At 65.9% G+C, this 21,751-nt stretch carries 20 protein-coding genes; 7 read left to right on the forward strand and 13 right to left on the reverse strand.

All coding sequences use genetic code 11. The features are described from left to right. Positions 1-48: 48 nt before the first annotated feature. Genes QQK25_RS07275 through QQK25_RS07305 form a run of 7 tightly spaced genes read left to right on the forward strand, consistent with a single transcriptional unit; the run spans position 49 to position 7,159 of the window. Positions 49-1,482: a UbiA family prenyltransferase gene (locus QQK25_RS07275; protein WP_284187341.1), complete on the forward strand. Its 1,434-nt coding sequence runs from the start codon at positions 49-51 to the stop codon at positions 1,480-1,482. After that, a complete protein-coding gene (locus QQK25_RS07280) occupies positions 1,479-2,801 on the forward strand; it encodes an FAD-binding oxidoreductase (protein WP_284187342.1) in 1,323 nt (440 codons plus the stop codon). The genes QQK25_RS07275 and QQK25_RS07280 overlap by 4 nt, the downstream gene beginning before the upstream one ends. Beyond that, positions 2,798-3,535 carry an SDR family oxidoreductase gene (locus QQK25_RS07285; protein WP_284187343.1) on the forward strand — a complete coding sequence of 246 codons (738 nt, stop codon included), beginning with the start codon at positions 2,798-2,800 and terminating at the stop codon, positions 3,533-3,535. Before QQK25_RS07280 ends, QQK25_RS07285 begins: the two co-directional genes overlap by 4 nt. Before the next feature lie 55 nt (positions 3,536-3,590). Beyond that, positions 3,591-4,529 (forward strand): NAD-dependent epimerase/dehydratase family protein, encoded by a 939-nt coding sequence (locus QQK25_RS07290; protein WP_284187344.1) that lies wholly within the window; start codon positions 3,591-3,593, stop codon positions 4,527-4,529. Positions 4,530-4,532: 3 nt separating this feature from the next. Then, positions 4,533-5,822 (forward strand): NAD(P)/FAD-dependent oxidoreductase, encoded by a 1,290-nt coding sequence (locus QQK25_RS07295; RefSeq protein ID WP_284187345.1) that lies wholly within the window; start codon positions 4,533-4,535, stop codon positions 5,820-5,822. Continuing rightward, positions 5,819-6,220, forward strand: a complete 402-nt coding sequence (locus tag QQK25_RS07300; protein WP_153161263.1) for a GtrA family protein — start codon at positions 5,819-5,821, stop codon at positions 6,218-6,220. Before QQK25_RS07295 ends, QQK25_RS07300 begins: the two co-directional genes overlap by 4 nt. 6 nt (positions 6,221-6,226) lie before the next feature. Then, positions 6,227-7,159 (forward strand): lysylphosphatidylglycerol synthase transmembrane domain-containing protein, encoded by a 933-nt coding sequence (locus QQK25_RS07305; RefSeq protein WP_284187346.1) that lies wholly within the window; start codon positions 6,227-6,229, stop codon positions 7,157-7,159. Between the two features lie 76 nt (positions 7,160-7,235). Here the strand turns inward: QQK25_RS07305 and kdpE are convergent, their stop codons facing one another. The 13 genes from kdpE to secF form a co-directional block, all read right to left on the reverse strand. Beyond that, positions 7,236-7,934 carry a two-component system response regulator KdpE gene (gene kdpE, locus QQK25_RS07310; RefSeq protein WP_284187347.1) on the reverse strand — a complete coding sequence of 233 codons (699 nt, stop codon included), beginning with the start codon at positions 7,932-7,934 and terminating at the stop codon, positions 7,236-7,238. A 19-nt stretch (positions 7,935-7,953) separates the two neighbouring features. Next, entirely contained in the window at positions 7,954-10,674 is a 2,721-nt protein-coding gene (kdpD, locus tag QQK25_RS07315) for a two-component system sensor histidine kinase KdpD (RefSeq protein ID WP_284187348.1), read from the reverse strand. A gap of 2 nt (positions 10,675-10,676) precedes the next feature. Next, positions 10,677-12,311 carry a CorA family divalent cation transporter gene (locus QQK25_RS07320; RefSeq protein WP_284187349.1) on the reverse strand — a complete coding sequence of 545 codons (1,635 nt, stop codon included), beginning with the start codon at positions 12,309-12,311 and terminating at the stop codon, positions 10,677-10,679. A gap of 14 nt (positions 12,312-12,325) precedes the next feature. Next, positions 12,326-12,928, reverse strand: a complete 603-nt coding sequence (locus QQK25_RS07325; protein WP_284187350.1) for a hypothetical protein — start codon at positions 12,926-12,928, stop codon at positions 12,326-12,328. A gap of 213 nt (positions 12,929-13,141) precedes the next feature. Beyond that, on the reverse strand, positions 13,142-13,450 hold the full coding sequence (locus QQK25_RS07330; RefSeq protein ID WP_284187351.1) for a hypothetical protein: 309 nt from the start codon (positions 13,448-13,450) through the stop codon (positions 13,142-13,144). 4 nt (positions 13,451-13,454) lie between these two features. Then, a complete protein-coding gene (locus tag QQK25_RS07335; protein ID WP_284187352.1) occupies positions 13,455-14,243 on the reverse strand; it encodes an acetylglutamate kinase in 789 nt (262 codons plus the stop codon). A gap of 12 nt (positions 14,244-14,255) precedes the next feature. Then, a complete protein-coding gene (locus tag QQK25_RS07340; RefSeq protein WP_284187353.1) occupies positions 14,256-14,720 on the reverse strand; it encodes a PTS sugar transporter subunit IIA in 465 nt (154 codons plus the stop codon). A gap of 23 nt (positions 14,721-14,743) precedes the next feature. Next, positions 14,744-15,613 carry a TorF family putative porin gene (locus tag QQK25_RS07345; protein WP_284187354.1) on the reverse strand — a complete coding sequence of 290 codons (870 nt, stop codon included), beginning with the start codon at positions 15,611-15,613 and terminating at the stop codon, positions 14,744-14,746. A 20-nt stretch (positions 15,614-15,633) separates the two neighbouring features. Next, entirely contained in the window at positions 15,634-16,209 is a 576-nt protein-coding gene (kdpC, locus tag QQK25_RS07350) for a potassium-transporting ATPase subunit KdpC (RefSeq protein WP_284187355.1), read from the reverse strand. Between the two features lie 16 nt (positions 16,210-16,225). Further along, a complete protein-coding gene (kdpB, locus tag QQK25_RS07355; protein WP_284187356.1) occupies positions 16,226-18,304 on the reverse strand; it encodes a potassium-transporting ATPase subunit KdpB in 2,079 nt (692 codons plus the stop codon). A gap of 10 nt (positions 18,305-18,314) precedes the next feature. Then, positions 18,315-20,111: a potassium-transporting ATPase subunit KdpA gene (gene kdpA, locus QQK25_RS07360; protein ID WP_284187357.1), complete on the reverse strand. Its 1,797-nt coding sequence runs from the start codon at positions 20,109-20,111 to the stop codon at positions 18,315-18,317. Then, positions 20,108-20,200 (reverse strand): K(+)-transporting ATPase subunit F, encoded by a 93-nt coding sequence (gene kdpF, locus QQK25_RS07365; RefSeq protein WP_284187358.1) that lies wholly within the window; start codon positions 20,198-20,200, stop codon positions 20,108-20,110. Before kdpF ends, kdpA begins: the two co-directional genes overlap by 4 nt. 498 nt (positions 20,201-20,698) lie before the next feature. Next, on the reverse strand, positions 20,699-21,631 hold the full coding sequence (gene secF, locus QQK25_RS07370) for a protein translocase subunit SecF (protein ID WP_153161265.1): 933 nt from the start codon (positions 21,629-21,631) through the stop codon (positions 20,699-20,701). Between the last annotated feature and the right edge of the window lie 120 nt (positions 21,632-21,751).

A 21,751-nucleotide genomic window follows, 5' to 3' on the forward strand; every position in this document is an offset into this window, starting at 1 on the left:
ATGGAGAGCCGTACATTTGAATTGCCTGCTGGATTTCGAGGGGATGCGATGAGCGACGACGCGAACATCCCCCTCTGCGTCGACCTGGACGGCACGCTGCTGGATTCCGACCTGCTGGTCGAATCCGGGCTGGCCTTCGTCCGCGCCAATCCGCTGCGGGCGCTGGCGCCGGTGGGCTGGCTGGCGTCGGGCGGCAAGACCGGGCTGAAGGCGCGCATCGCCAGCGAGGTGGACCTGGACGTCACCTGCCTGCCCTACAACAAGGCGGTGCTGGCGGTGATCGAGGCGGAGAAGGCCAAGGGGCGGCAGGTTGTCCTCGCCACCGCCAGCCACATCAGCTACGCCCGGCGCATCGCCGAGCACCTGCAGATCTTCGACCGGGTGCTGGGCACCGAAGATGTAAACCTCTCGTCCCGCCGCAAGGCCGAGCGCCTGATCGCCGACTATGGCGACAAGGGCTTCGACTACATGGGCAACTCGTCGGTCGATCTGCCGGTCTGGAAGCATTCGCGCAAGGCCTGGGTGGTCAATGCCTCGAAGGCGGTGGTGCGGCTGGCCGAAGGGCAGGGCAACGTCGAGAAGGTGATCGACACCCGCGGCAACGTGCTGCTCACCTGGGCCAAGGCGCTGCGCTTCCACCAGTGGATGAAGAACCTGCTGGTCTTCGCGCCGCTGCTGGCGGCCCATCAGGTCGGCCACCTGGATCTGGTGCTGCGGGGCATCTTCACCTTCTTTGTCTTCGGGCTGTGCGCGTCCAGCGTGTATGTGCTGAACGATCTGCTCGACCTGCCCGACGACCGCCATCACCCCACCAAGCGCAACCGGCCGTTTGCCGCCGGCAAGCTGTCGGTGTTTGCCGGGCTGGCGGTGGCGCCGCTGTTGCTGATTGCCGCCTTTGGTGGCGCGCTGTGGCTGCTGCCCTGGAAGTTCACCGCCACTCTTGCCTGCTACTACGTGCTCACCCTGGCGTATTCGCTGGTGCTCAAGCGCGTGATGATGGTGGACGTGATCGCCCTCGGCATGCTCTACACCATCCGCATCGTCGGCGGCGCCTTCGCTTTCGGGCTCGATCTGACCTTCTGGATTCTGGCCTTCTCGATGTTCATCTTCCTGAGCCTGGCGCTGGTCAAGCGCTACGCTGAGCTGGTGGACGCCCGCAAGAAAGGCAAGGAGGCCAAGGCCCGCGGGCGCGGCTACTACCCGTCCGATCTCGAGATGCTGTCGTCCCTCGGCGCAGCGTCCGGCTACCTGTCGGTGATGGTGCTGGCCCTGTACATCCAGGATGAGCACACCATTTCCTTGTACCGACATCCCGAGTTCATCTGGCTGAGCTGCCCGCTGCTGCTGTTCTGGGTGTCGCGCACCTGGATGCTTACTCACCGGGGCGAGATGCACGACGACCCGGTGGTCTTCGCGATCAAGGACAAGGTGAGCCTGGTGGTCGGCGTGCTGTTCGGCGTGATCTTCTGGATGGCCCGATGAGCATCGGCAAGCTGAGCTCCTGGGGCCGCTACCCGCGCTTTCCGCAGACCGGCCATGGCATCGGCTGGCGGTCTGAGCTGCCGGGCGAGCTCGCCCGCGTCGCTGCCGAGCACGGCACGCTGCTGCCCTTCGGCAACGGCCGCAGCTACGGCGACAGCTGCCTTGCGACGACCGACCAGGTGCTTCACCTGCGCCCCCTCGACCGCTTCATCAGCGCCGACTGGCAGACCGGCGTGATCCGCGCCGAAGCTGGCGTGACGCTCGACGAGGTGCTGCGGCTGGCGATTCCCCGCGGCTGGTTCCTGTCGGTCACGCCGGGCACCAAGTTCGCCACCCTCGGCGGTGCCGTCGCCAACGACGTGCACGGCAAGAACCATCACGTGCGCGGCAGCTTTGGCTGCCACGTGCGGCGCTTCGGGCTGGTGCGCTCCGATCGTGGCCGGATCGAGGTCGCCCCCGGCGACGCTGACGGCCTCTTCGCCGCCACCATCGGCGGGCTCGGGCTCACCGGCATCATCGACTGGGTCGAGCTGCAGCTCATGCCCATCAAAAGCAGCCTCGTCGATGTGGTGAACATCCGCTTCGATTCGCTGGACGAGTTCTTCGCCCTCTCGCGGGAGCTCGACGGCCAGCATGAATACGCCGTCGCCTGGATCGACTGCGCCGCGCGCGGTGCGTCGGCCGGGCGGGGCATCTACATGGTGGGCGACCACGCGCCGGAAGGCGGGCTCGCCTACGACGACAAGCCCAAGCTCAGCGTGCCGCTGGTGCCGCCCATCTCGGCGATCAATTCGGTGTCGCTGCGGGTTTTCAACCACTTCTACTACAACGCCGCCAAGCCCGGCCGGCATCCGGGGCGGGTGGGCTACGAGCCGTACTTCTACCCCCTCGACCGCATCCTCCACTGGAACCGCATCTACGGCCCCAAGGGCTTCCAGCAGTACCAGTGCGTGATCCCGGAATCCGCCGGCGGCGCGGCCATCGGTGACATGCTGGATGCCATCGCCGCGGCCCACAGTGGGTCGTTCCTGGCGGTGCTCAAGCGCTTCGGCGACGTGGCCTCGCCGGGCCTGCTTTCCTTCCCCGAGGCCGGCGCCACGCTGGCCCTGGATTTCCCCGAGCACGGCGACGCCACCGCAAAGCTCTTCGCCAACCTCGACGCCATCGTGCGCGCCGCCGGCGGACGCATCTACCCGGCCAAGGACGCCCACATGGGCGGCGAGTTCTTCCGCGCCTGCTACCCCCAATGGACACAGCTCGAAGCCCTGCGCGATCCGGCCCTGTGCTCCCGTTTCTGGAAACGAGTCACCCAAGCATGAAAAACATCCTGATCGTCGGCGCCACGTCCGCCATTGCCGCAGCCTGCGCCCGGCGCTGGTGCGAGGGCGGGGCGCGCTTCTACCTCGTAGGCCGCAGCGCCGACAAGCTCCGCCAGGTGGCGGATGATCTCTCCGCCCGGGGCGCCGAGGTGCACACCTGCGAGCTCGACCTCAACTTCCTCGAGAGCCACGCCGGCCTGGTGCGCGAAGCTTTCGCCTGGCTCGGCCGGGTCGATGTGGTGCTCGTCGCCCACGGCACGCTGCCGGACCAGAAAGCCTGCGAGCAGGATGCCGAACTGGCGATCCGCGAATTCACCAGCAACGGCCTGTCGGTCATCAGCCTGCTCACGCACATCGCCAACCCGATGGAAGCCCAGGGCTCCGGCAGCATCGGCGTGATCTCGTCGGTGGCGGGCGACCGCGGCCGGCCGTCCAACTATCTTTATGGCTCGGCCAAGAGCGCCGTCACGGCCTTCTGTGGCGGCCTGCGGGCGAGGCTGTTCAAGGCGGGGGTCAATCTCACCACCATCAAGCCGGGCTTCGTGGATACGCCGATGACCAAGGGCCTGCCGCTGCCGGCGCCGCTGGTGGCGACGCCCGAGCAGGTGGCCGCCGACATCGCCAAGGCCATGGAAGCCGGCAAGGGCGTGCTCTACACCCGCTGGTTCTGGCGCTACATCATGCTCATCATCATCCACATCCCGGATCGCATCTTCCGCAAGATGAGCATGTGACGCGCGCCGGCCCGTCATCCCGAATTCCGAACTGCAGAAATCCAAGCCGATACCCATGAACAAGAACATGAAGATCGTCCTGCCCGGCGGCGCCGGCCTGGTGGGCCAGAACCTCGTCGCGCAGCTCAAGCGCCAGGGCTATACCAACCTGGTGGTGCTCGACAAGCACGTCACCAACCTGGGCATCCTGCGCAAGATGCACCCGGACATCGTCGCCGAGCTGGTCGATCTGGCCGACCGCGGCGACTGGGAAAAGCACCTCGCCGGCGCCGAAGTGGTGGTGATGCTCCAGGCCCAGATCGGCGGCACCGACTACACCGAGTTCGAGCGCAACAACATCACCTCGACCAAGAACGTCATCGAGGCCATGCGCGCCCATCAGGTGCCGTACTACGTGCAGATCAGCTCGTCGGTGGTCGAATCGGTGGCCGACGACTGGTACACCAACACCAAGAAGGCCCAGGAAGAGATCGCGCTCGCCAGCGGCTTCCCGCTGGTGGTGCTGCGCCCCACGCTGATGTTCGGCTGGTTCGACCGCAAGCACCTGGGCTGGCTGTCGCGTTTCATGCAGAAGGTGCCGGTGTTCCCGATTCCCGGCCACGGCCGCTATCTGCGTCAGCCGCTGTACGTGGGCGACTTCTGCCGCGTCATCATCAGCAGCATCGAGCACCGCACCCAGGGTGTGTACAACATCTCCGGGCTCGAGGAGGTCGATTACATCGACATCATCCGCGAGATCAAGAAGGCCACCAAGGCCGGCTGCTGGATCGTCAAGATCCCCTACAGCCTGTTCCATGGGCTGCTGGCCACCTGGGCGCTGTTCGACAAGAAGCCGCCCTTCACCACCCAGCAGCTCGCCGCGCTGGTGGCCCGCGATGTGTTCGAGGTGATCGACTGGCCGGGCATCTTTCAGGTCAAGGCCACGCCGTTTGCCAAGGCCATCGACGAAACCTACAACGACCCCGAATACGGCTCGGTCGTGCTGGAGTTCTGATCCATGGCCAAACAACGCATTGCCGTGCTCGGCGCCGGCCCGATGGGGCTGGCGGTGGCCTACCAGCTGGCCCGCGACGGCCATCAGCCCATCGTTTTTGAAGCCGACGACCGGGTGGGCGGCATGACCGCCACCTTCGATTTCGGCGGCCTCGACATCGAGCGCTACTACCACTTCCACTGCATCTCCGACACCGCGTTCTTCCAGGTGCTCGACGAGCTGAAGCTCGCCGACAAGATGCGCTGGGTGTCCACCAAGATGGGCTACTACTACCAGGACAAGGTGGTGCCCTGGGGCAACCCGGTTGCGCTGCTCAAGTTCCCGGGCCTCAGCCTCGTCGCCAAGTTCCGCTACGCGCTGCATGCCTTCCTGTCGGTCAAGCGCGACGACTGGAAGCCGCTGGATCATCTCGAGGCCTCCGCCTGGATCCGCCGCTGGGTGGGCGCCGAGGCCTACGAGGTGCTGTGGCGCCGGCTGTTCGACTACAAGTTCTACGACCACGTGGGCAACCTGTCCGCCGCGTGGATCTGGAGCCGCATCCGCCGCATCGGCCGCTCCCGCTACAACATCTTCAAGGAAAAGCTCGGTTATCTCGAGGGCGGCTCCAACACCTTCCTGTCGGCGATGAAGGCCGACATCGAGGCCCGCGGTGGCGAGTTCCGCTTCAAGCAGGCCGTCACCCGCGTGCGCATGGAGGGCGGAGCAGTGAAGGGCGTCGAGACGGCCCAGGGCTTCGAGGCCTTCGACCGGGTGGTGAGCACCATCCCGCTGCCCTACGTGCCCGGCGTGATGCCCGATCTGCCGGCCGACGTGCTGGCCAAGTACAAGCAGCAGAAGAACATCGCCGTGGTGTGCGTGATCTGCAAGCTCAAGAAGCCGCTCACCGACAACTTCTGGCTCAACGTGAATGATCCGGCGATGGACATCCCCGGGCTGGTGGAATACACCAACCTGCGCCCGCTGGATCACCACATCGTGTATGTGCCTTACTACGTGCCGGGCGAGCATCCCAAGTTCCAGGAGCCCGACGAGGCATTCCTCGCCAAGGTGAAGCGCTACCTGCAGGAGATCAACCCGGGGCTCAAGGACGACGATTTCATCGACATCCGCGCCAGCCGCTACCGCTACGCCCAGCCCATCTGCCAGCCGTCCTTCCTCGACAGCCTGCCGCCGGTGGCGCTGCCGGTGAAGGGCCTGTGGGTGGCGGATACGTCCTACTACTACCCCGAAGACCGGGGCATCTCCGAGAGCATCGGCTTCGGTCGCAATCTGGCGAAGCAGGCGGCGGCGTGATCCGTCACTTCGCGTCGCGCCAGTTTCTGGTCTTCCTGCTGACCGGCGGCTTTGCCGCCGCGGTCAACTTCGGTAGCCGCATCGTCTACAACCAGTGGACGGACTTTTCGGTGGCGGTGGTGCTGGCCTACCTCACGGGCATGGTCACCGCCTTCGTGCTGGCAAAGCTCTTCGTGTTCAAGGAGAGCACCCAGTCCGTCCATCACTCGGCCCTGTGGTTCTGCCTGGTCAATGGGGTGGCGGTGGTGCAGACCTGGCTCATCAGCATGGGCCTCGCCTACTACCTGTTGCCCTGGCTGGGCGTCACCCGCTTCGTGCCCGAGATCGCCCACGCTGCCGGGGTGATCTTCCCGGTGTTCACCAGCTACATCGGCCACAAGCGCTTCTCCTTCCGGTAAGCGCCCATGAAGATCAGGCGCGCCATCGGCGGCTGGAGCATCGTCGCCGGGCTGTATTTCGTGGCGCTGCTGTGGGCCGATTCCAAGACCGGCGTGCTGCGCCTGCTGCCCGAACTGGCGCCGATGCTGCCGGTGCTCGTCACCGCCACCCTGGCCTCCATCGGCCTGCGTTTTGCCCGCTGGCAATGGCTGCTTCACCGGGCCGGCTACCGGGTGCCGGCGGGGCAGAGCCTGCTGGCCTATGTGGCCGGCTTCGCCTTCACCGCCACGCCGGGCAAGGTGGGCGAGCTGCTGCGGGTGCGCTACCTCGTCACGGCGGGCGTGCCGGCGTCGCGGGTGGTGAGCGCCTTTGTTTATGAACGCCTGTTCGATCTGGCCGCGGTGCTCCTCATCGCGCTGCCGGCGGCGGCGGAGTTTCACGTCTTCGGCGTCGCGGCCACCTTCGTCGGGCTGGTGTTTGGCGCCGTCGGCCTGATGGCCGCCAATCCGCGCCTGGGGCAACGGGGCGTCGTGGCCTTCCGCCGCGCCGGCATGCTGCGCATCGCCCGGGTCGTCCGCGCCATCGTCGCCGGGCTCGCCAACATCCGCCTGTGGGCCACGCTGCCGGACATGCTGCTGTCGCTCGTCGCGGGCATGGGGGCGTGGCTGGTCACGTCGTGGTCCTTCGTCTATCTGCTGGGCGCCCTGGGCATTCATCTTGAGGGCTTCAAGGCGATTGCGCTCTTCCCGGTGGCTATGCTCGCTGGCGCCGCGTCGATGCTGCCCGGCGGTCTGGGCTCGACCGAAGCCACGCTGGTCGCATTGCTCACCCTCGGCGGCGCCGCGCTGGTCCCCGCCACCCTCGCCGCCGTCGGCATCCGCCTCGCCACCCTGTGGCTGGCGACGGTGATGGGGATGGGGGCTTTTGGGTGGCTGGAGGCGCGGCGGAGCGGCGGGTAGGCAGCCTCGCCAGGTGGTGGGGCAGGATGTGCTGCGGGTGATCCGGACGTCGCCTCCGCCGTCACGTCGATCAAGGTCAAGGGTCGGCAACGAACCTGTAGCCGATGCCGGGCTCCGTGACGATGTGGTCGGGGTTGGCCGGGTCGGCCTCGAGTTTCTTGCGCAAGTGCCCCATGTAGACGCGGACGTAGTGGCTATCTTCGGCGTGGGAGGGCCCCCAGACCGCCTTGAGCAGTTGCCGATGGGTCAGCACGCAGTCGGGGTTCGCGACCAGATAGGCCAGCAGGCGAAACTCGATCGGTGTCAGGTGGAGCTGTTCGCCTCCCTTCTCGACCAGCCGTTTGCCCAGGTCGACCGTGATGGCGCCGAAGGCCAGCTGGCTGCGGCCGTCCGACCCCGCCCGCTGACGGCGTCGCAGATGCGCCCGGACGCGTGCCAGCAGTTCGGCCGAGCCGAACGGCTTGGTCAGGTAATCGTCGGCCCCCGCGTCGAGTGCGGCGACTTTCTCAGCCTCGGCTGTGCGTGCCGACAGCACGATGATCGGAATCTCCGACCAGGTGCGAAGCTCCCGGATCAGGTCGATGCCATCGCCATCCGGCAGTCCGAGATCAAGCACCAGCAGATCGGGCTTGCGCGTTCCGGTTTCGATGAGGCCGCGCTTGACCGAGTCCGCCTCGAAGACATCGCATCCTTCCGCCTCCAGCGCCAGGCGAACAAAGCGGCGCAGATTGGCTTCGTCCTCGACGACGATGATTTTGGGATTGGGGTTAGGCATGGAGCGTACTCTCGGTCCGTCAGCTCGTCGGGTCAAGGTCGTCGTCCCCGACGAGCGACGGCGGTGTGCCCAGCGGCAGCGTGAACACAAAACAGGCGCCGCCCCCGGGGCGGGGCCGGGCGTAAATTTCTCCGTCGTGGGCTTCGACGATGGCACGGCAGATGGCCAGGCCGAGCCCCACTCCGGGCGTATTGCCTTCCGGCTGGCCGCGCTCGAACTTCTTGAAGATCACCTCTTCACGGCCCACGGGCAATCCGGGGCCATCGTCTTCAACGTGCACTTCCAGCTGGGCCCCGGTCGTGAAGGCACGAACCCAGACGTGGGTGCCCGGCGGCGTGTATTTCACGGCATTTTCCAGCAGGTTGCTGAACACCCGTTGCATCAGCACTGAGTCCACCTCGACCAGGGGTAGTTCGTCATCCAGTTCGACTCGTACAGGGTGGCTCGCAAGCGCCGGTCGCAGGTTCTTGATTGCACTTCCGACAACCTCTTCGAGGGGTTGCCACTGGCGATTGAGCTGAACCCGGCCGGCCTGCAAGCGGGCCATGTCGAGCAGGTTGTCGACCTGCGCATTGATCCGCAACGCCTGCTCCCGCAGTTTCCGGGAGATGTCGGCTTGCGCACCCGTGGGCGGGGGCTGGGTCAGGAACATCGAGTCGGCCAGTCCGATGAGTGCGCTGAGGGGCGTGCGCAGATCGTGAGAGATGGCCGAGAGCAAGGAGTTGCGCAGCCGCTCGGATTCAATCTGGACCGTGCTCTCCTGGGCCACGCCCACGTAATGCACTCGCTCCAGCGCAATGGCGATCAGTGAGGCGAACGTATCCAGCAGGCGCCGCTGTTCGGGAATGAGGAGATGGGCCGGTTTGCGCATCTCCAGCCCCAGCACGCCGCGCACGCGCATCGGTGCCTTGAGGGGCAGATACAGGATGGGGCTTGCGGGCAGCGTGTCGGTTCCCTGTCCGGCGGGCTCGGCGTGATCGAACGCCCATTGCGCAATGCCGGGGTCAATTTCCGGGAGGCCCTTGGAGACAAAGATGGGGGCCTGCAGACGATCGTTCTCGTCGGCTAGGAGGAAGGCCGCGCGAGCCCCCAGTTCCGCGGTCAGAAAACGTTCGCCGATCTCGGCGATCTGTTCCGGCAGCAGAGCGCCGGAGAGATCGCGCGACATCTCGTAAAGTGCCCGAACCCTGCTCTCCCGCCGGCCCGCGACATGCGCCTGGTACTTGTATCCCGCGGTCAGCTGACCGACCACCAGCCCCACGGCCAGCATCACCGCGAAAGTCATCAGGTACTGCACGTCGCTGACGGCGAAGGACATCCGCGGCGGAACAAAGAAGAAGTCGAAGATGGCCACGCTGAGGAAGGAGGCCATGACCGCCGGGCCACGCCCGAAGCGCACGGCCACGACGACAACCCCGAGCAGGAACACCATGACGATGTTGGCCAGATCGAACAAGGGGTAGAGAGGGGTTGCGATCAGCCCGGCAAGACCACACACCAGGGCCGTCAGTGCGTAGCCCCGCCAGTTGGCAACGTGCTGGCCGGCAAGTTGCTCCAGAGATCTCGGCGCCACCCCCGCACGCCCCTCGGCCCGAGCAACCTGAATCACGTCCAGGTCCGGGGCAAGCTGCCCGATGCGGTCCGCGACGGAGCGCCGCCAGATGCGCCACGTGGGCGGGGCGTCCCGCCCGACCATGATCCGCGAGAGGTTGTGCGCACGGGCGTAACGTACGACCTCGTCTTCGACCCGGGCGCCGGTAACGGTTGCGGTGCTGGCACCGAGATCCTGGGCCAGCTTGAGGGTCTTGAGAATGCGCTCACGGCTGGCCGCCGGCAGGCGCTGGCGTTCCGGTGTCTCGACGTAGATCGCCTGCCAGGGTGCCTCCAGGCGGCTCGCGATGCGGGCCGCGGTGCGCACGATCTTCTCGCTTCCCTCGCCGGGCCCGACGCAGGCAAGGAGTGAATCCTGAGTCTGCCAGACCGGCGACACCAGTTGGTCGCGCCGGTATTGCTGGACATCGTCGTCCACCCGATCGGCGGTGCGACGCAGGGCCAGTTCGCGCAGTGCCAGAAGATTGCCCCTGCGGAAGAAATTGCGGATTGCCCGCTCGGCCTGGTTGGGCAGATAGACCTTGCCCTCGCGCAGGCGCGCCAGAAGCTCGTCCGGCGGGAGGTCCACCAGAACGACCTCGTCGGCATTGTCGAAGACCCGGTCTGGCACCGTCTCCCAGACCCGGATGCCGGTAATGCCGCTGACCACGTCGTTGAGGCTCTCCAGGTGCTGCACGTTGACGGTGGAATACACGTCGATCCCCGCCGCGAGGAGCTCCTCCACGTCCTGCCAGCGCTTGGGGTGGCGGGAGCCGGCCACGTTGGAGTGGGCCAGCTCGTCCATCAGGATCAATGCTGGCTTGCGGGCCAGCGCCTGGTCCAGGTCGAACTCGGCCAGCGTGCGCCCGCGGTACGGCACGGCAATCGGCGCAATGCGTTCGATGCCGTCGGCCATGGCCTCGGTCTCCATGCGTCCGTGGGTTTCCACCACGCCGATGACGACATCGGTGCCCTGGATGAGTTGCTGGCGCGCCGCCGCCAGCATGGCGCACGTCTTGCCGACCCCGGCCGAGGCGCCGAAGAAGATCTTCAGCCGGCCCCGCTTGGCACGGGCCTCATCCTGCTGCACCCGGGTGAGCAATTCGTCGGGATCGGGACGGTGACCGTTTGTCGCTTCGCCAGTTGCCATGTCTATTGCTCCGGCTTCCTGAACACGCGGGCGAAGGAGACCCATTTGGCGGAAGCGTCGAGACGCTCGTCCGACATGGCCTCCAGGAAGTCCGAAAGCCGCTTGGAGCGTGCGACTGCAAACAGCACCAGGCCGATCGTGATCGTGGTGACCAGGCCAAACTGGAGCGCCTTGCGTGACTCCGGAATTTCGGGGAAGCTGAACAGATTCATGCCGAAGTAGCCTGTCACCACGGTGGCAATCAGGCCGAAGATCGTCACCACCGTCAGGCGCAGCACCGTGCCGGACTGGCGGCGCTGGCTGTCGCTATCCAGGTACGCGCTCATTTCACGGACCTGCTCCTTCACATCGGAGAACAGGTCGTCATTGCGCAGGAGGCGCGTGGTGCGCTGGAACAGGCTCTGCACCAGGCCCTGCTCGGAAACCTCGTGGAACCAGTAGCGGTGGGTAAATCGGAGGAAAGTCTCGAAGGACTGCCGGATCGTGCGCTTGAAGCGGCGCACGGATTCGCTGTCGCGGATGTCGAGATCATTGACCGCGCTGGCCAGGCCGTCCGAGAAGGACAGCAGGGCCGCCCGGTGGAAATGGGCAATCATGAAGACGAGGAAATACTGATGCCGGAAGCGGGCCAGGAAGCCGTGGTCGGGATCGCGGAAGTACGTTGATCCCGCTTCACCGACCAGCACCAGCGCATTGCCCGTGCACAGGAAGCGCGTGTTGGGCCCGGCTTCGGAGTCGGTCCAGAAGCGGTCTTCGCAGTGCAGGCGCTCAAAGCGGACGACCGCCGGATCGCGCAGCGGCAACGGGTCGCGGGACGGCAGGTTGGCCACGAAGCCGATCCGGATGAAGTCTTCCCGGCTCAGGGCGCGGGGGTCGTCGAGCGCCAGGTACGCCATCATCGGCATGCGGTAGTACTCGATCAGCCTGAATCGCAACGGGCTCGAGTCTTCTTCCTGATCCTGCACCAGCGGCCGCAGCAGCCAGGCCCACAGGGCGCCCACGCAGGGCGCGCGGTTACGGCACACGAAGTGCAGGTAACGCGCCCGGTTCTCCGAGTCGGACGTGGCAAGGATCCGGCCGTCGCGATCCAGCAACTCGGAGCGGTGGACGTTGTGCATGCCTTGTCCAGTCTCGTCCCAGCCCGTGGGGTAGGCGCGCCCGAAGCGGTAAAGCAACTCCAGCGCGGTGGCCAGGGGCAGGTCGTCGGCCGCAACTTCAACGTTGAGCAGCGCCACGTCCATGTCGAGGAAGAGGTAGAGATCCACGTGGGCGACGCGCAGCCGGATCGGTTCGTCCCCGGACCTCAGGGTTACGTTGAGCGCGGCGATGTCGGTGCGCCGATAGACCGCCATCGGCGCCGCGCGGCCGGCCGGACCGTCCGGCATGCCGGAGCGGCTTTCCCCGTACAGAAAACGCTGCACATAGGGCAGGAACGCCACGAACTCCTTGTAATGGCGCTCCTGGAAATCCCGTGGGTCGGCGGTGAACTCGTCGTCCACCGGCGCCCAGCATCCGCCTTCGGTCATCAGGTGATGGATGCGGGCGATGTTCTCCCCCGCGAAGCCAGGGCGGATCTGCACCGGCCACACAAGGATGTCCCGGAAGTGGCGAACGAGGTGGGCTGGCTGAGAAAGCATCGCGCTCCTTTTCTTTACCGATGTTCAACTGCTGGCGCCAGCGATGCCGCAATTGTCTTCCAATGACGGCAGCACAGGGCAGCCAGCCACCTTCGCCGCGTCAGCCCGTAATGTGCCTCCAGGTAATGGCCGTGATGCGTTGGCTGGCGCAGCGTACGCACGCCGCGGGGGCATTCGGTCACGGGACCGCGGGCGCCATACTGGCATATGGCAACCCGGCGCGCCCGCCACCGTGCCAGTCCAACGCCCGCCGACAATGCCAGCCGACCAAGACCGTGCCCCCGGAAGTCCGGTCGCACATGAAAGACCACCTCGCCGTATCCTGCCCGGGTGATGGCCTCGGCTTCGGCGACGACGGCGGCGATGCTGCCATCCCGCGAGCACAACCCGATCACGTGCACGAAGCCCCGGGCAAAATCTCCACTTTCGGGAAAGACCAGGCAGTTCCGCCACGTCGCCCAGATCGAGGTGTCGCGCATCGTCTGCGCCAGCCCGTTCCAGGCTTCGCGCAGCACTGCGCCATCCGTCTCGACCTGCAAGGTTCGCCAGCCATAGCCCGCTGGCGCGCGGGGTAGGAAGCAACCGAGCGTCCCCAGGTCGGTGTCGTCGTGGGACATGGATCATCCGTCTCCGTCAGCGTGCCTGCGGTCTTGCCGCCTGCCTTCCGCCGCTTCGGCCATCTCGGCAAGCACGCGCTGCCGAACAAGCGCGCCGAGTGCAAGCTTGCACTTTGGCGAGCACGTCAGCGCCCGACCGGCCGCGAGCCGGTGAAGTCCGGCCGGGACGTCATGCGGCGTCTTGCACACCGGACATACATGCACCGGCATCGGTCACACGGCCCGGGCGGCATAGCGCGCCAGGGCGACAGGATGATCCGCCACGCCCGGGGCCACGATGTAGGTGTTGCAGTTTGCGGTGGGGCCGACGGCAAAGGCCATGCCCATGGCGGCATCACCAGAAACCGCGAGGCGCAGGGGGCGGCCCTGGCCGGCCAGATAGACCCGCAAGGCCGCGCGCCCGAGTGGCGAAGTCGGAAACTCGACAGGTTCGGGCACGCTGGATGCGTCCAGCTCGGCCACTTCGCAGGCGTTCTCGCTTGCAACGATTCCAACGCATAGTTCATCCGGGATCACGGTCATCTCCTCATTCATCCGTTGACAGGTATCGCGCACTCGTGGCGACCAGGCTGGCCAATCCATCCGGTAAGACCAAGGTGCCACGGCTTTCGCGGGTCAGGATCTCAAGTAGCAGGACATCGGGACGCCGCGCGTCGACCACATGCACGGCGCCGACACCCGCGCGCAAGGCGCGCACCAGATGCGCGTTGCGCCCCTCCGCGCCGAGTGTTTCAGCCTCGGTGGCTGATAGGCGATGGACGATCTGCCCGTTGGCGTCGGTCAGGCCGGCCGCATCCCGCATGACGATCAGCTTGGACGCCCGCAGGTGTGCCGCGAGGGCCGCGGCCACCTGCGCGCCATCGGCAGGATGCACCTGGCCGTCCGGGGCCGAAGCCAGCGGGCGAATGACCGGCAGGAAGCCTTTAGCGAAGTGCATCTGCAGCAGGGTCGTGTCGATCACGCCGATCTCGAGACCGCCGTTGCATTGCGCCTCCATGGGTGCCGTCCGTAGTTGCAGGAAGCGCCCATCCACACCGGTCAGGCCGGCCGCCCGGCCGCCGTGACGGTTGATCAGGCTGACCAGCTCCGCGTTGAGAACGTTGCCGCGATGGATGACGACCAGTCGGAGCCCGACGAGACTGAGCAGGGCGAGGTCACGCCCCAGGCTGTTCCAGGCCACGGGATGTCCGACGTTGCTCCGCTCGTAGTCGATGACGAAGGTCTTTCCGTGGAAGGCGTGGATGTAGGGAAGGGCTTCGGCAAGAACCTGGGCCTGTTCCTTTCCGAGTGCGTTGGGCGCAAGTGCCGTACTCATCATGCGATCCCTTTACGCCGCGGCGGCCAGCCGGGTGCGGAAAAGCGCCTGAATCGCGTAAGGGTCATTGCAGGCGTGCAAGGCTTCGCGAAAGTGTGGGTCGGTGAACAAGCCGCAAACCCCGGCGAGAATCCCCAGGTGGGAGTTCGTCGCACGTTCGGGAACCAGCAGCACGATGAAGTCCGAGACGGGCTTGTCGTCGGGCGCCTGGAAAGGCAGCGGACGGCGCGGTCTCACATAGGCGGCGTGGGTCAGTTGCAGGCCCTTGACGCGCCCGTGGGGAATCGCGACCCCCTGGCCCAGGGCCGTGGAGCCAAAGGCTTCCCGTTGTGCCAGCGCGTCGGCGACCACCGCGCGGGGTAGTCCATGCCATCGTTGCATGACCTGACCAACCTGATCGAAGAGCGCGGTTGCGCCGCTGACATCCAGGTCGAGCAGGATGTCTTCGGGAAGCAGGATGTCGGCAATCGAAATCATGTTCGTATCCTCCCGAGGGTGCGTCAGAAGCTTCGGCTGATCGACACGATGGTCACGCCCCGGCCGGCATCGCGGCTCTGCGAACCACTTCCGGTTCCGTCGCGCTGCATGCTGCTGCTGAAGCAGTAGAACTCTCCGTTGCCGCAGCGCCCCTGTGCGTTGGTGCCCACGTAGGCAAGGCCAACGATCCAGCCGGACATGTCCCGGGTGACGCCGATGCGCCAGTCGGTGTAGCGGCCGTCATAGGTCGAGCCGTCGGCATTGAGGTAGGAGAAGTCGCGCAGCAGCAGCCGGCCGACGTGGGCGCCGAGCACGTAGCCGTTGCCGAAGTCGTGGGTGGCCGACAGATCCACATAGCCCGTTCCCCGGGTGCCGGGCATCGAGAAGTACTCCGTGACGGCGTGCGAGTACTTCAGGGTGAGGAAACGCCAGCTTCCTGCGATGTAGAGCTCGCCGTTGGTGACGCCTCCGCTTGCGCTTGCGCCCGGGTGGCGGCGATTCACGCCCGCGAAGGCATTGTCCAGGTGTGTGCCGGGGTAGTAGTAATACAGCAGCCCCATGTCGAGGCCGACATCACCGAGCGAAGTCTTGTAACCACCGTAGAAATCCATTTCCAGGCTTCCCTCGGGGTAGCCGGCGCCACTGCTGACATTGGAGTTCCAGTTGCCGGCATACAGCCCGGAGGCATGGGCGTAATCGAAGCCGCCCTGGATGGCCGGCTTGCCGAAGGTCTGGTCAAGCCCCCGGAAGCGGTAGCTGCTGAAGAGACCGACATTGGCCGTCAGCGAGGGCTGGGCGGCGGAGACTTCCGCATCCTGCTGCGAATGGGCCGGGGCGTGGAAGGCGGTGGCCGTCAGGGCCAGCACGGTGAGGCGTTGGATCGTATTCGACATTGGTTTTCGTGGCTCCAGATTCAGTTTTTCAGCGCATCCAGCGCCAGGTTGAGCTTGAGGACATTGACCCGGGGTTCGCCGAGCAAGCCCCATTGGCGGCCGTCCGTGTGGGCGTCGACCAGCGCGCCAACCGTGGCCGCCGGCAGACCGCGTGCTCGCGCCACCCGTCCGACCTGCCATGCAGCGGCGGCCGGGCTGATGTGCGGGTCGAGCCCGCTCGCCGATGCCGTCACCAGATCTGCGGGCACGGGTGTCGTATTGCCCGGATCGGCGGCGCGCAGGGCTTCGATACGCGCCTTCACCGCGTCGATGAGCGCCGGGTTGAGCGGCCCCTGGTTGGAACCGGACGACGCTGTCGCGTTATAGGGCTGCGGGGCGGTGGCGGACGGGCGGCCCCAGAAGTGCTTCGGGTCGCTGAAGTGCTGTCCGATCAGGCTGGATCCCACGGGCTGTCCGTCCTTCAGGATCAGGCTGCCGGCGGCCTGTTCGGGAAAGGCCACGCTGGCGATCCCGGTGACGGCCAGCGGGTAGGCAAGGCCGGTGACGGCGCTCAACACCACGAAGACGCTGAGGGCGGGGCGCAAGAGGTTTTTCATGGTTGTGTCTCCAGTTTCAGGCGAGGCCTGTGGCGGCAAGGCAAAGGTCGATCAGCTTGATCCCCACGAAGGGCACCAGGATGCCGCCCAGACCGTAGATGGCCATGTTGCGGCGTAGCAGCGTGGCCGCGCCGAGGGGGCGATAGGGCACGCCCTTGAGCGCCAGCGGGATCAGGAACACGATGATCAGCGCGTTGAAGATCACGGCCGAGAGGATGGCCGACGCCGGATTGCTGAGCCCCATCACGTTGAGGGCGGCAAGCTGCGGGTAGGTGCCGACGAAGGCCGCGGGAATGATGGCGAAGTACTTGGCGATGTCGTTGGCGATGCTGAAGGTGGTGAGCGAGCCGCGTGTCATCAGCATCTGCTTGCCGGTCTCCACCACTTCGATGAGCTTGGTGGGGTTGGAGTCCAGATCCACCATGTTGCCGGCCTCCTTGGCGGCCTGGGTGCCGGTGTTCATCGCGACCGCCACGTCGGCCTGGGCCAGCGCCGGTGCATCGTTGGTGCCATCGCCGGTCATCGCCACCAGGCGTCCCTCGGCCTGGTACTGGCGGATCAGGGCGAGCTTGGCTTCGGGGGTGGCTTCCGACAGGAAGTCGTCCACGCCGGCCTCGGCTGCGATGGCGGCGGCGGTGACGCGGTTGTCGCCCGTGACCATCACGGTCTTGATGCCCATCCGACGCAGTTCGACAAAACGTTCCTTGATGCCGCCCTTGACGATGTCCTTGAGCTCGATCGCCCCGAGCACGCGCTTTCCTTCCGAGACGACCAGCGGCGTGCTGCCGCGGCGGGCGACCTCATCGACCCGGGCGCTGACCGAGGCCGGGAAGCTGCCGCCAAGGGTTTCGACGTGGTGTCGAATCGCTTCTGCGGCGCCTTTGCGGATCTGCTTGTCGCCCAGGTCGACACCGCTCATGCGCGTCTGGGCCGAGAAATGCACGAAATGGGCGGCCAGCGCATGGATGTCGCGTTCGCGCAGGTCGTACTTCTGCTTGGCGAGAACCACGATGCTGCGCCCCTCCGGGGTCTCGTCGGCAAGGGAGGCGAGCTGGGCGCTGTTGGCCAGATCGGATTCGCTGACCCCGTCCGCCGGCAGGAACGCGGATGCCTGGCGGTTGCCCAGCGTGATGGTTCCGGTCTTGTCCATCAGCAGCACATCCACGTCACCCGCAGCCTCCACGGCGCGGCCCGAAGTGGCGATCACGTTGGCCTGCATCATCCGGCTCATGCCGGCCACGCCGATGGCCGACAGCAGGCCCGCGATGGTGGTGGGAATCAGGCACACCAGCAGGGCCACCAGCACGGTCATGCCCACCGGCCTGCCGGCGCCGGACACGTCGACGCTGAACTGCGAGAACGGCAGCAGCGTGACGGTGACGCCGAGGAACACGATGGTCAGCGCGACCAGCAGAATGGTCAGCGCGATCTCGTTGGGGGTCTTCTGACGCTTGGCGTTTTCAACCATCGCGATCATCCGGTCGACGAAGGTTTCGCCCGGGTTGGCGGTGACGCGGATCACGATCCAGTCCGACAGCACGCGGGTACCGCCGGTGACGGCCGAGAAGTCGCCGCCCGACTCGCGGATCACCGGAGCGGACTCGCCCGTGATGGCAGACTCATCCACCGACGCCACACCTTCGATCACTTCGCCGTCCGCAGGGATCACCGACTGGCCGATATCGCCCGCCTCGACCACCACGACATCCCCTTTGCGCAGGTCATTGCCCTGAACCAGCTGCCACTTGCCGCCGTAACGGGGCTCCAGCAGCTTCTTGGCCCAGGTTTCCCGCTTGAGCCCGCGCAAGGATGCCGCCTGGGCCTTGCTGCGGCCTTCCGCCAGGGCTTCCGCGAAATTGGCGAAGAGCACCGTGAACCAGAGCCACACGGAAATGGCGATGATGAAACCGGCCGGGGCTTCACCTTCGCCGCCCAGCGCCTGGATTGCCAGCAGGGTGGTGAGGATGCTGCCGACGTACACCACGAACATCACCGGGTTGCGCCATTGCACGGCCGGGCTGAGTTTGCGCACGGCCTCACGCATGGCCGGGACGGCCAGCGCGGGATCGAACAGGGTAAAGGTCTTCTTGGTCATGTCTTTCTCCTCAAGCCGCCATCCACAACAGCAGATGCTCGATGACCGGCCCCAGGGCCAGCGCAGGCACATAGTTGAGCAGCCCCACCAGCAACACGGTGCCGATCAGCAGGGTGACGAACAGCGGGCCGTGGGTCGGCATGCTTCCGGCGCTCGCCGGTATCCGCTTCTTGGCCGCGAGGGAGCCAGCCATCGCCAGCACCGGCACGATCACGCCGAAGCGGCCGAACCACATCGCCACGGCCAGCAGCACGTTGTAAAAGGGCGTGTTGGCGGACAGGCCGGCAAAGGCGCTGCCGTTGTTGTTGGCGGCGGAAGTCAGGGCGTAGAGGATTTCCGAGAACCCGTGGGCGCCGGGGTTCGCGATGCCGGCCCGGCCGGCTTCAGTCATCACGGCGACGGCGGTGCCGAGGAGGACCAGCAGCGGGGTGACGAGGATGGCGATGGAGCTCATCTTCATCTCGTAGGCCTCGATCTTCTTGCCCAGATATTCCGGGGTTCGGCCGATCATCAGGCCCGCAATGAAGACGGCCAGGATTGCAAACACCAGCATGCCGTAAAGGCCCGTGCCGACCCCGCCGAAGACCACCTCGCCGAGCTGCATGTTGGCCAGCGGAACCAGGCCGCCGAGGGGCGTGAAGGAGTCGTGCATGGCGTTGACCGCGCCACAGGATGCGGCGGTGGTGACGGTCGCGAAGAGTGCCGAATCCGCGATGCCGAAACGGGTCTCCTTGCCTTCCATGTTGCCGCCCGGCTGCGAGGCGCTGACACCTTGATCCACGCCCAGCGCAGCAAGCCCGGGATTGCCCTGCTGCTCGAAGGTCATCGCGGACCACGCCATTGCCACGAACATCAGCGTCATCGCGGCAAGCACGGCCCATCCCTGGCGCTCGTCGCCCACCAGCCGCCCGAAGGTCACGCACAAGGCGGCCGGTATCAGGAATATGGCCAACATCTCGATGAAATTGGCGAGCGGCGTCGGGTTTTCATACGGGTGGGCCGAGTTGGCGTTGAAGAAGCCACCGCCGTTGGTGCCGAGCAGCTTGATGGCTTCCTGGGAGGCCACCGGACCCATGGCCAGGGTCTGGGTATTCGTTTCGGCAGGTTCGGTGATTGGCGCGTCGTTGGCGTCTTTCAGCGGCAGCCCGGCCGCATCCAGCTTCGGCGCGTCGTAGTGGGTGACTTCCAGCGTCGCCACGTCGCGATAGGCGTCGAAGTTCTGGATCACGCCCTGGCCAACCAGGACGACCGCCATCACCACGGAAAGCGGCAGGAGCAGGTACAAGGTGGCGCGGGTCAGATCCACCCAGGCGTTGCCGATGGTGGCGGTGCTGTGCCGGGCGATGCCGCGGATCAAGGCGATCACCACGACGATGCCGGTCGCCGCGGAGAGGAAGTTCTGCACCGTCAGGCCGAGCATCTGGACCAGATAGCCCATGGTCGATTCGCCGCCGTAGCCTTGCCAGTTCGTGTTGGTCACAAAGCTGATGGCGGTGTTGAAGGCAGAGTCCGGCGTGACAGCCGCCATCTGCTGCGGATTGAGCGGCAACACGGCCTGCAGGCGCTGGAGCGCATACACGGCCAGGACGCCGAGTCCATTGAACAGGATGAGCGCCAACGCGTAGCGCAGCCCGTTCATTTCCTCGTCGGCCTTTACGCCGCACAGGCGATACAGGAAGTTCTCGACAGGGCGGCCTGAACGGAACCGCCCCTCCATCACGTGGGCAATGTACTGACCGAGAGGCCTGGCTGACAGCAGCAGTACGGCCAGGAAGGCGCCCAGAAGGAGCCAGGCATGGGAGGTCATGAAAAGTCCTCCGGTTTGAGCAGCGCCGCGACGAGATAGATCAGCAGCGCGACAGCGGCGATGGCGCCGAAAACATAGGGCCAGCTCATTTGCGGCCCCCCAGGCGGTCGCAACCGACCGCGAAGCCAATCATCAACGCCAGGAAGGCGCCGGTGAGGACGATGTAAACGAGATCCATGATTTCCCCTTTCGGATCGGACTTTTCGGTACCTTCATGCTAGGGAAGGCGGTATCAAAAGATTCGAAAAAGGGGATGCGGCCGGATAAAGGACTTATAAAAATGGGCGGCAGAGGCCGAAGATCGCGACGTGCTCGGCATGCCGGAGAGGCCATCGGCAACTCGGATCGAGCAGATCGTGCGATGTCGAGGCGAGTCGGGTGCGTTGGTTAGCGGCCCGGGGAGGGCTTGCTGCCGTCAAAAGGCGAGGGTAGGTGGGGCCGAAGCCGCAGGTCGCGGGGGGATTCATCCGTGGATGGACTCGTACGGCGGGTGTCCGGACTGGCCCCTGAAAAGGAGCGTTCCGGCCGCCGCACCAAAAAGAAAGGGCTGCCCTGGGGCAGCCCTTGATGCTGTGCAGTGCCGGGGATCAGACCACGGCTTCCTGCTTTTCCTTCTTCACCTGCATGAACTGTTCGCGGCTCACGCCGAGCCACATGACCAGCGGGCTGGCGACGAGGACGGAGGAGTAGATGCCGAAGCAGATGCCGATGGTGAGGGCCAGCGAGAAGTAGTAGAGGGTCTCGCCGCCGAACAGCAGCATCGAGAGGACCATCATCTGGGTGCTGCCGTGGGTGATGATGGTGCGGCTGATGGTGCTGGTGATGGCGTGGTCGAGGACCTGCGGGGTGGTCAGGCCGCGCTTCTTCTTGAAGGTTTCGCGCACCCGGTCGAACACGACGACCGATTCGTTCACCGAGTAGCCGAGCACCGCGAGGGTGGCGGCGAGCACCGGCAGCGAGAACTCCCACTGGAACAGTGCGAAGAAGCCCAGGATGATGATGACGTCGTGAAGGTTGGCGATGATGGCCGAGACGGCGAAGCGCCATTCGAAGCGCATTGCCAGATAGAGCACGATGCCGCCGATCACCAGCAGCAGGGCCATGGCGCCGTCGGAGGCGAGCTCCTTGCCCACCTGCGGGCCGACGAATTCGACGCGGCGCAGCTCGGCCTTGGGGCCGTCGATGGCGGCGAGGCTGGCCATCACCTTCTCGCTGACCTTGGCGGTCTCGTCGCCGGAGCGGTTGGGCAGGCGGATCAGCACGTCGCGGGAACTGCCGAAGTTCTGCACCTGGGCGTCCTGGTAGCCTTCCTTGCCGAGGGCGTCGCGGAGCTTTTCGAGGGCCGGGGGCTCGGCGTAGCTGACTTCCATCAGGGTGCCGCCGGTGAACTCGACGCTGAAATGCAGGCCCTTGGTGGCCAGGAAGAACACCGCGAGCAGGAAGGTGATCAACGAGATGACGTTGAACACCAGCGCGTGCTTCATGAAGGGGATGTCTTTACGGATCTTGAAGAATTCCATGGCGGTGATGCGCTCCGTGCTGGAGTTGATGTTGCTGAGGTTGCCGTTGTCGGGCTGAAGTCCGACCTACAGGGTGCTGCGGGGGCGGGGATTTGTAGGTCGGGCTTCAGCCCGACGCCC

This window comes from Zoogloea oryzae (genome assembly GCF_030161255.1).
Lineage (GTDB): Bacteria > Pseudomonadota > Gammaproteobacteria > Burkholderiales > Rhodocyclaceae > Zoogloea > Zoogloea oryzae.

Excerpts from the sequence above, each read along its gene's own strand:
- QQK25_RS07320 (WP_284187349.1), bottom strand. The coding sequence starts at position 12,311 with ATGCTTTCTCAGCCAGCCCACCTCGTTCGCCACTTCCGGGACATCCTT.
- kdpB (WP_284187356.1), bottom strand. The coding sequence starts at position 18,304 with ATGACCAAGAAGACCTTTACCCTGTTCGATCCCGCGCTGGCCGTCCCG.
- QQK25_RS07295 (WP_284187345.1), top strand. The coding sequence starts at position 4,533 with ATGGCCAAACAACGCATTGCCGTGCTCGGCGCCGGCCCGATGGGGCTG.
- kdpA (WP_284187357.1), bottom strand. The coding sequence starts at position 20,111 with ATGACCTCCCATGCCTGGCTCCTTCTGGGCGCCTTCCTGGCCGTACTG.
- kdpE (WP_284187347.1), bottom strand. The coding sequence starts at position 7,934 with ATGCCTAACCCCAATCCCAAAATCATCGTCGTCGAGGACGAAGCCAAT.
- QQK25_RS07285 (WP_284187343.1), top strand. The coding sequence starts at position 2,798 with ATGAAAAACATCCTGATCGTCGGCGCCACGTCCGCCATTGCCGCAGCC.
- kdpF (WP_284187358.1), bottom strand. The coding sequence starts at position 20,200 with ATGAGCTGGCCCTATGTTTTCGGCGCCATCGCCGCTGTCGCGCTGCTG.
- QQK25_RS07335 (WP_284187352.1), bottom strand. The coding sequence starts at position 14,243 with ATGAGTACGGCACTTGCGCCCAACGCACTCGGAAAGGAACAGGCCCAG.
- QQK25_RS07340 (WP_284187353.1), bottom strand. The coding sequence starts at position 14,720 with ATGATTTCGATTGCCGACATCCTGCTTCCCGAAGACATCCTGCTCGAC.
- kdpD (WP_284187348.1), bottom strand. The coding sequence starts at position 10,674 with ATGGCAACTGGCGAAGCGACAAACGGTCACCGTCCCGATCCCGACGAA.
- QQK25_RS07330 (WP_284187351.1), bottom strand. The coding sequence starts at position 13,450 with ATGACCGTGATCCCGGATGAACTATGCGTTGGAATCGTTGCAAGCGAG.
- QQK25_RS07275 (WP_284187341.1), top strand. The coding sequence starts at position 49 with ATGAGCGACGACGCGAACATCCCCCTCTGCGTCGACCTGGACGGCACG.
- secF (WP_153161265.1), bottom strand. The coding sequence starts at position 21,631 with ATGGAATTCTTCAAGATCCGTAAAGACATCCCCTTCATGAAGCACGCG.
- QQK25_RS07290 (WP_284187344.1), top strand. The coding sequence starts at position 3,591 with ATGAACAAGAACATGAAGATCGTCCTGCCCGGCGGCGCCGGCCTGGTG.
- kdpC (WP_284187355.1), bottom strand. The coding sequence starts at position 16,209 with ATGAAAAACCTCTTGCGCCCCGCCCTCAGCGTCTTCGTGGTGTTGAGC.
- QQK25_RS07305 (WP_284187346.1), top strand. The coding sequence starts at position 6,227 with ATGAAGATCAGGCGCGCCATCGGCGGCTGGAGCATCGTCGCCGGGCTG.
- QQK25_RS07280 (WP_284187342.1), top strand. The coding sequence starts at position 1,479 with ATGAGCATCGGCAAGCTGAGCTCCTGGGGCCGCTACCCGCGCTTTCCG.
- QQK25_RS07345 (WP_284187354.1), bottom strand. The coding sequence starts at position 15,613 with ATGTCGAATACGATCCAACGCCTCACCGTGCTGGCCCTGACGGCCACC.
- QQK25_RS07325 (WP_284187350.1), bottom strand. The coding sequence starts at position 12,928 with ATGTCCCACGACGACACCGACCTGGGGACGCTCGGTTGCTTCCTACCC.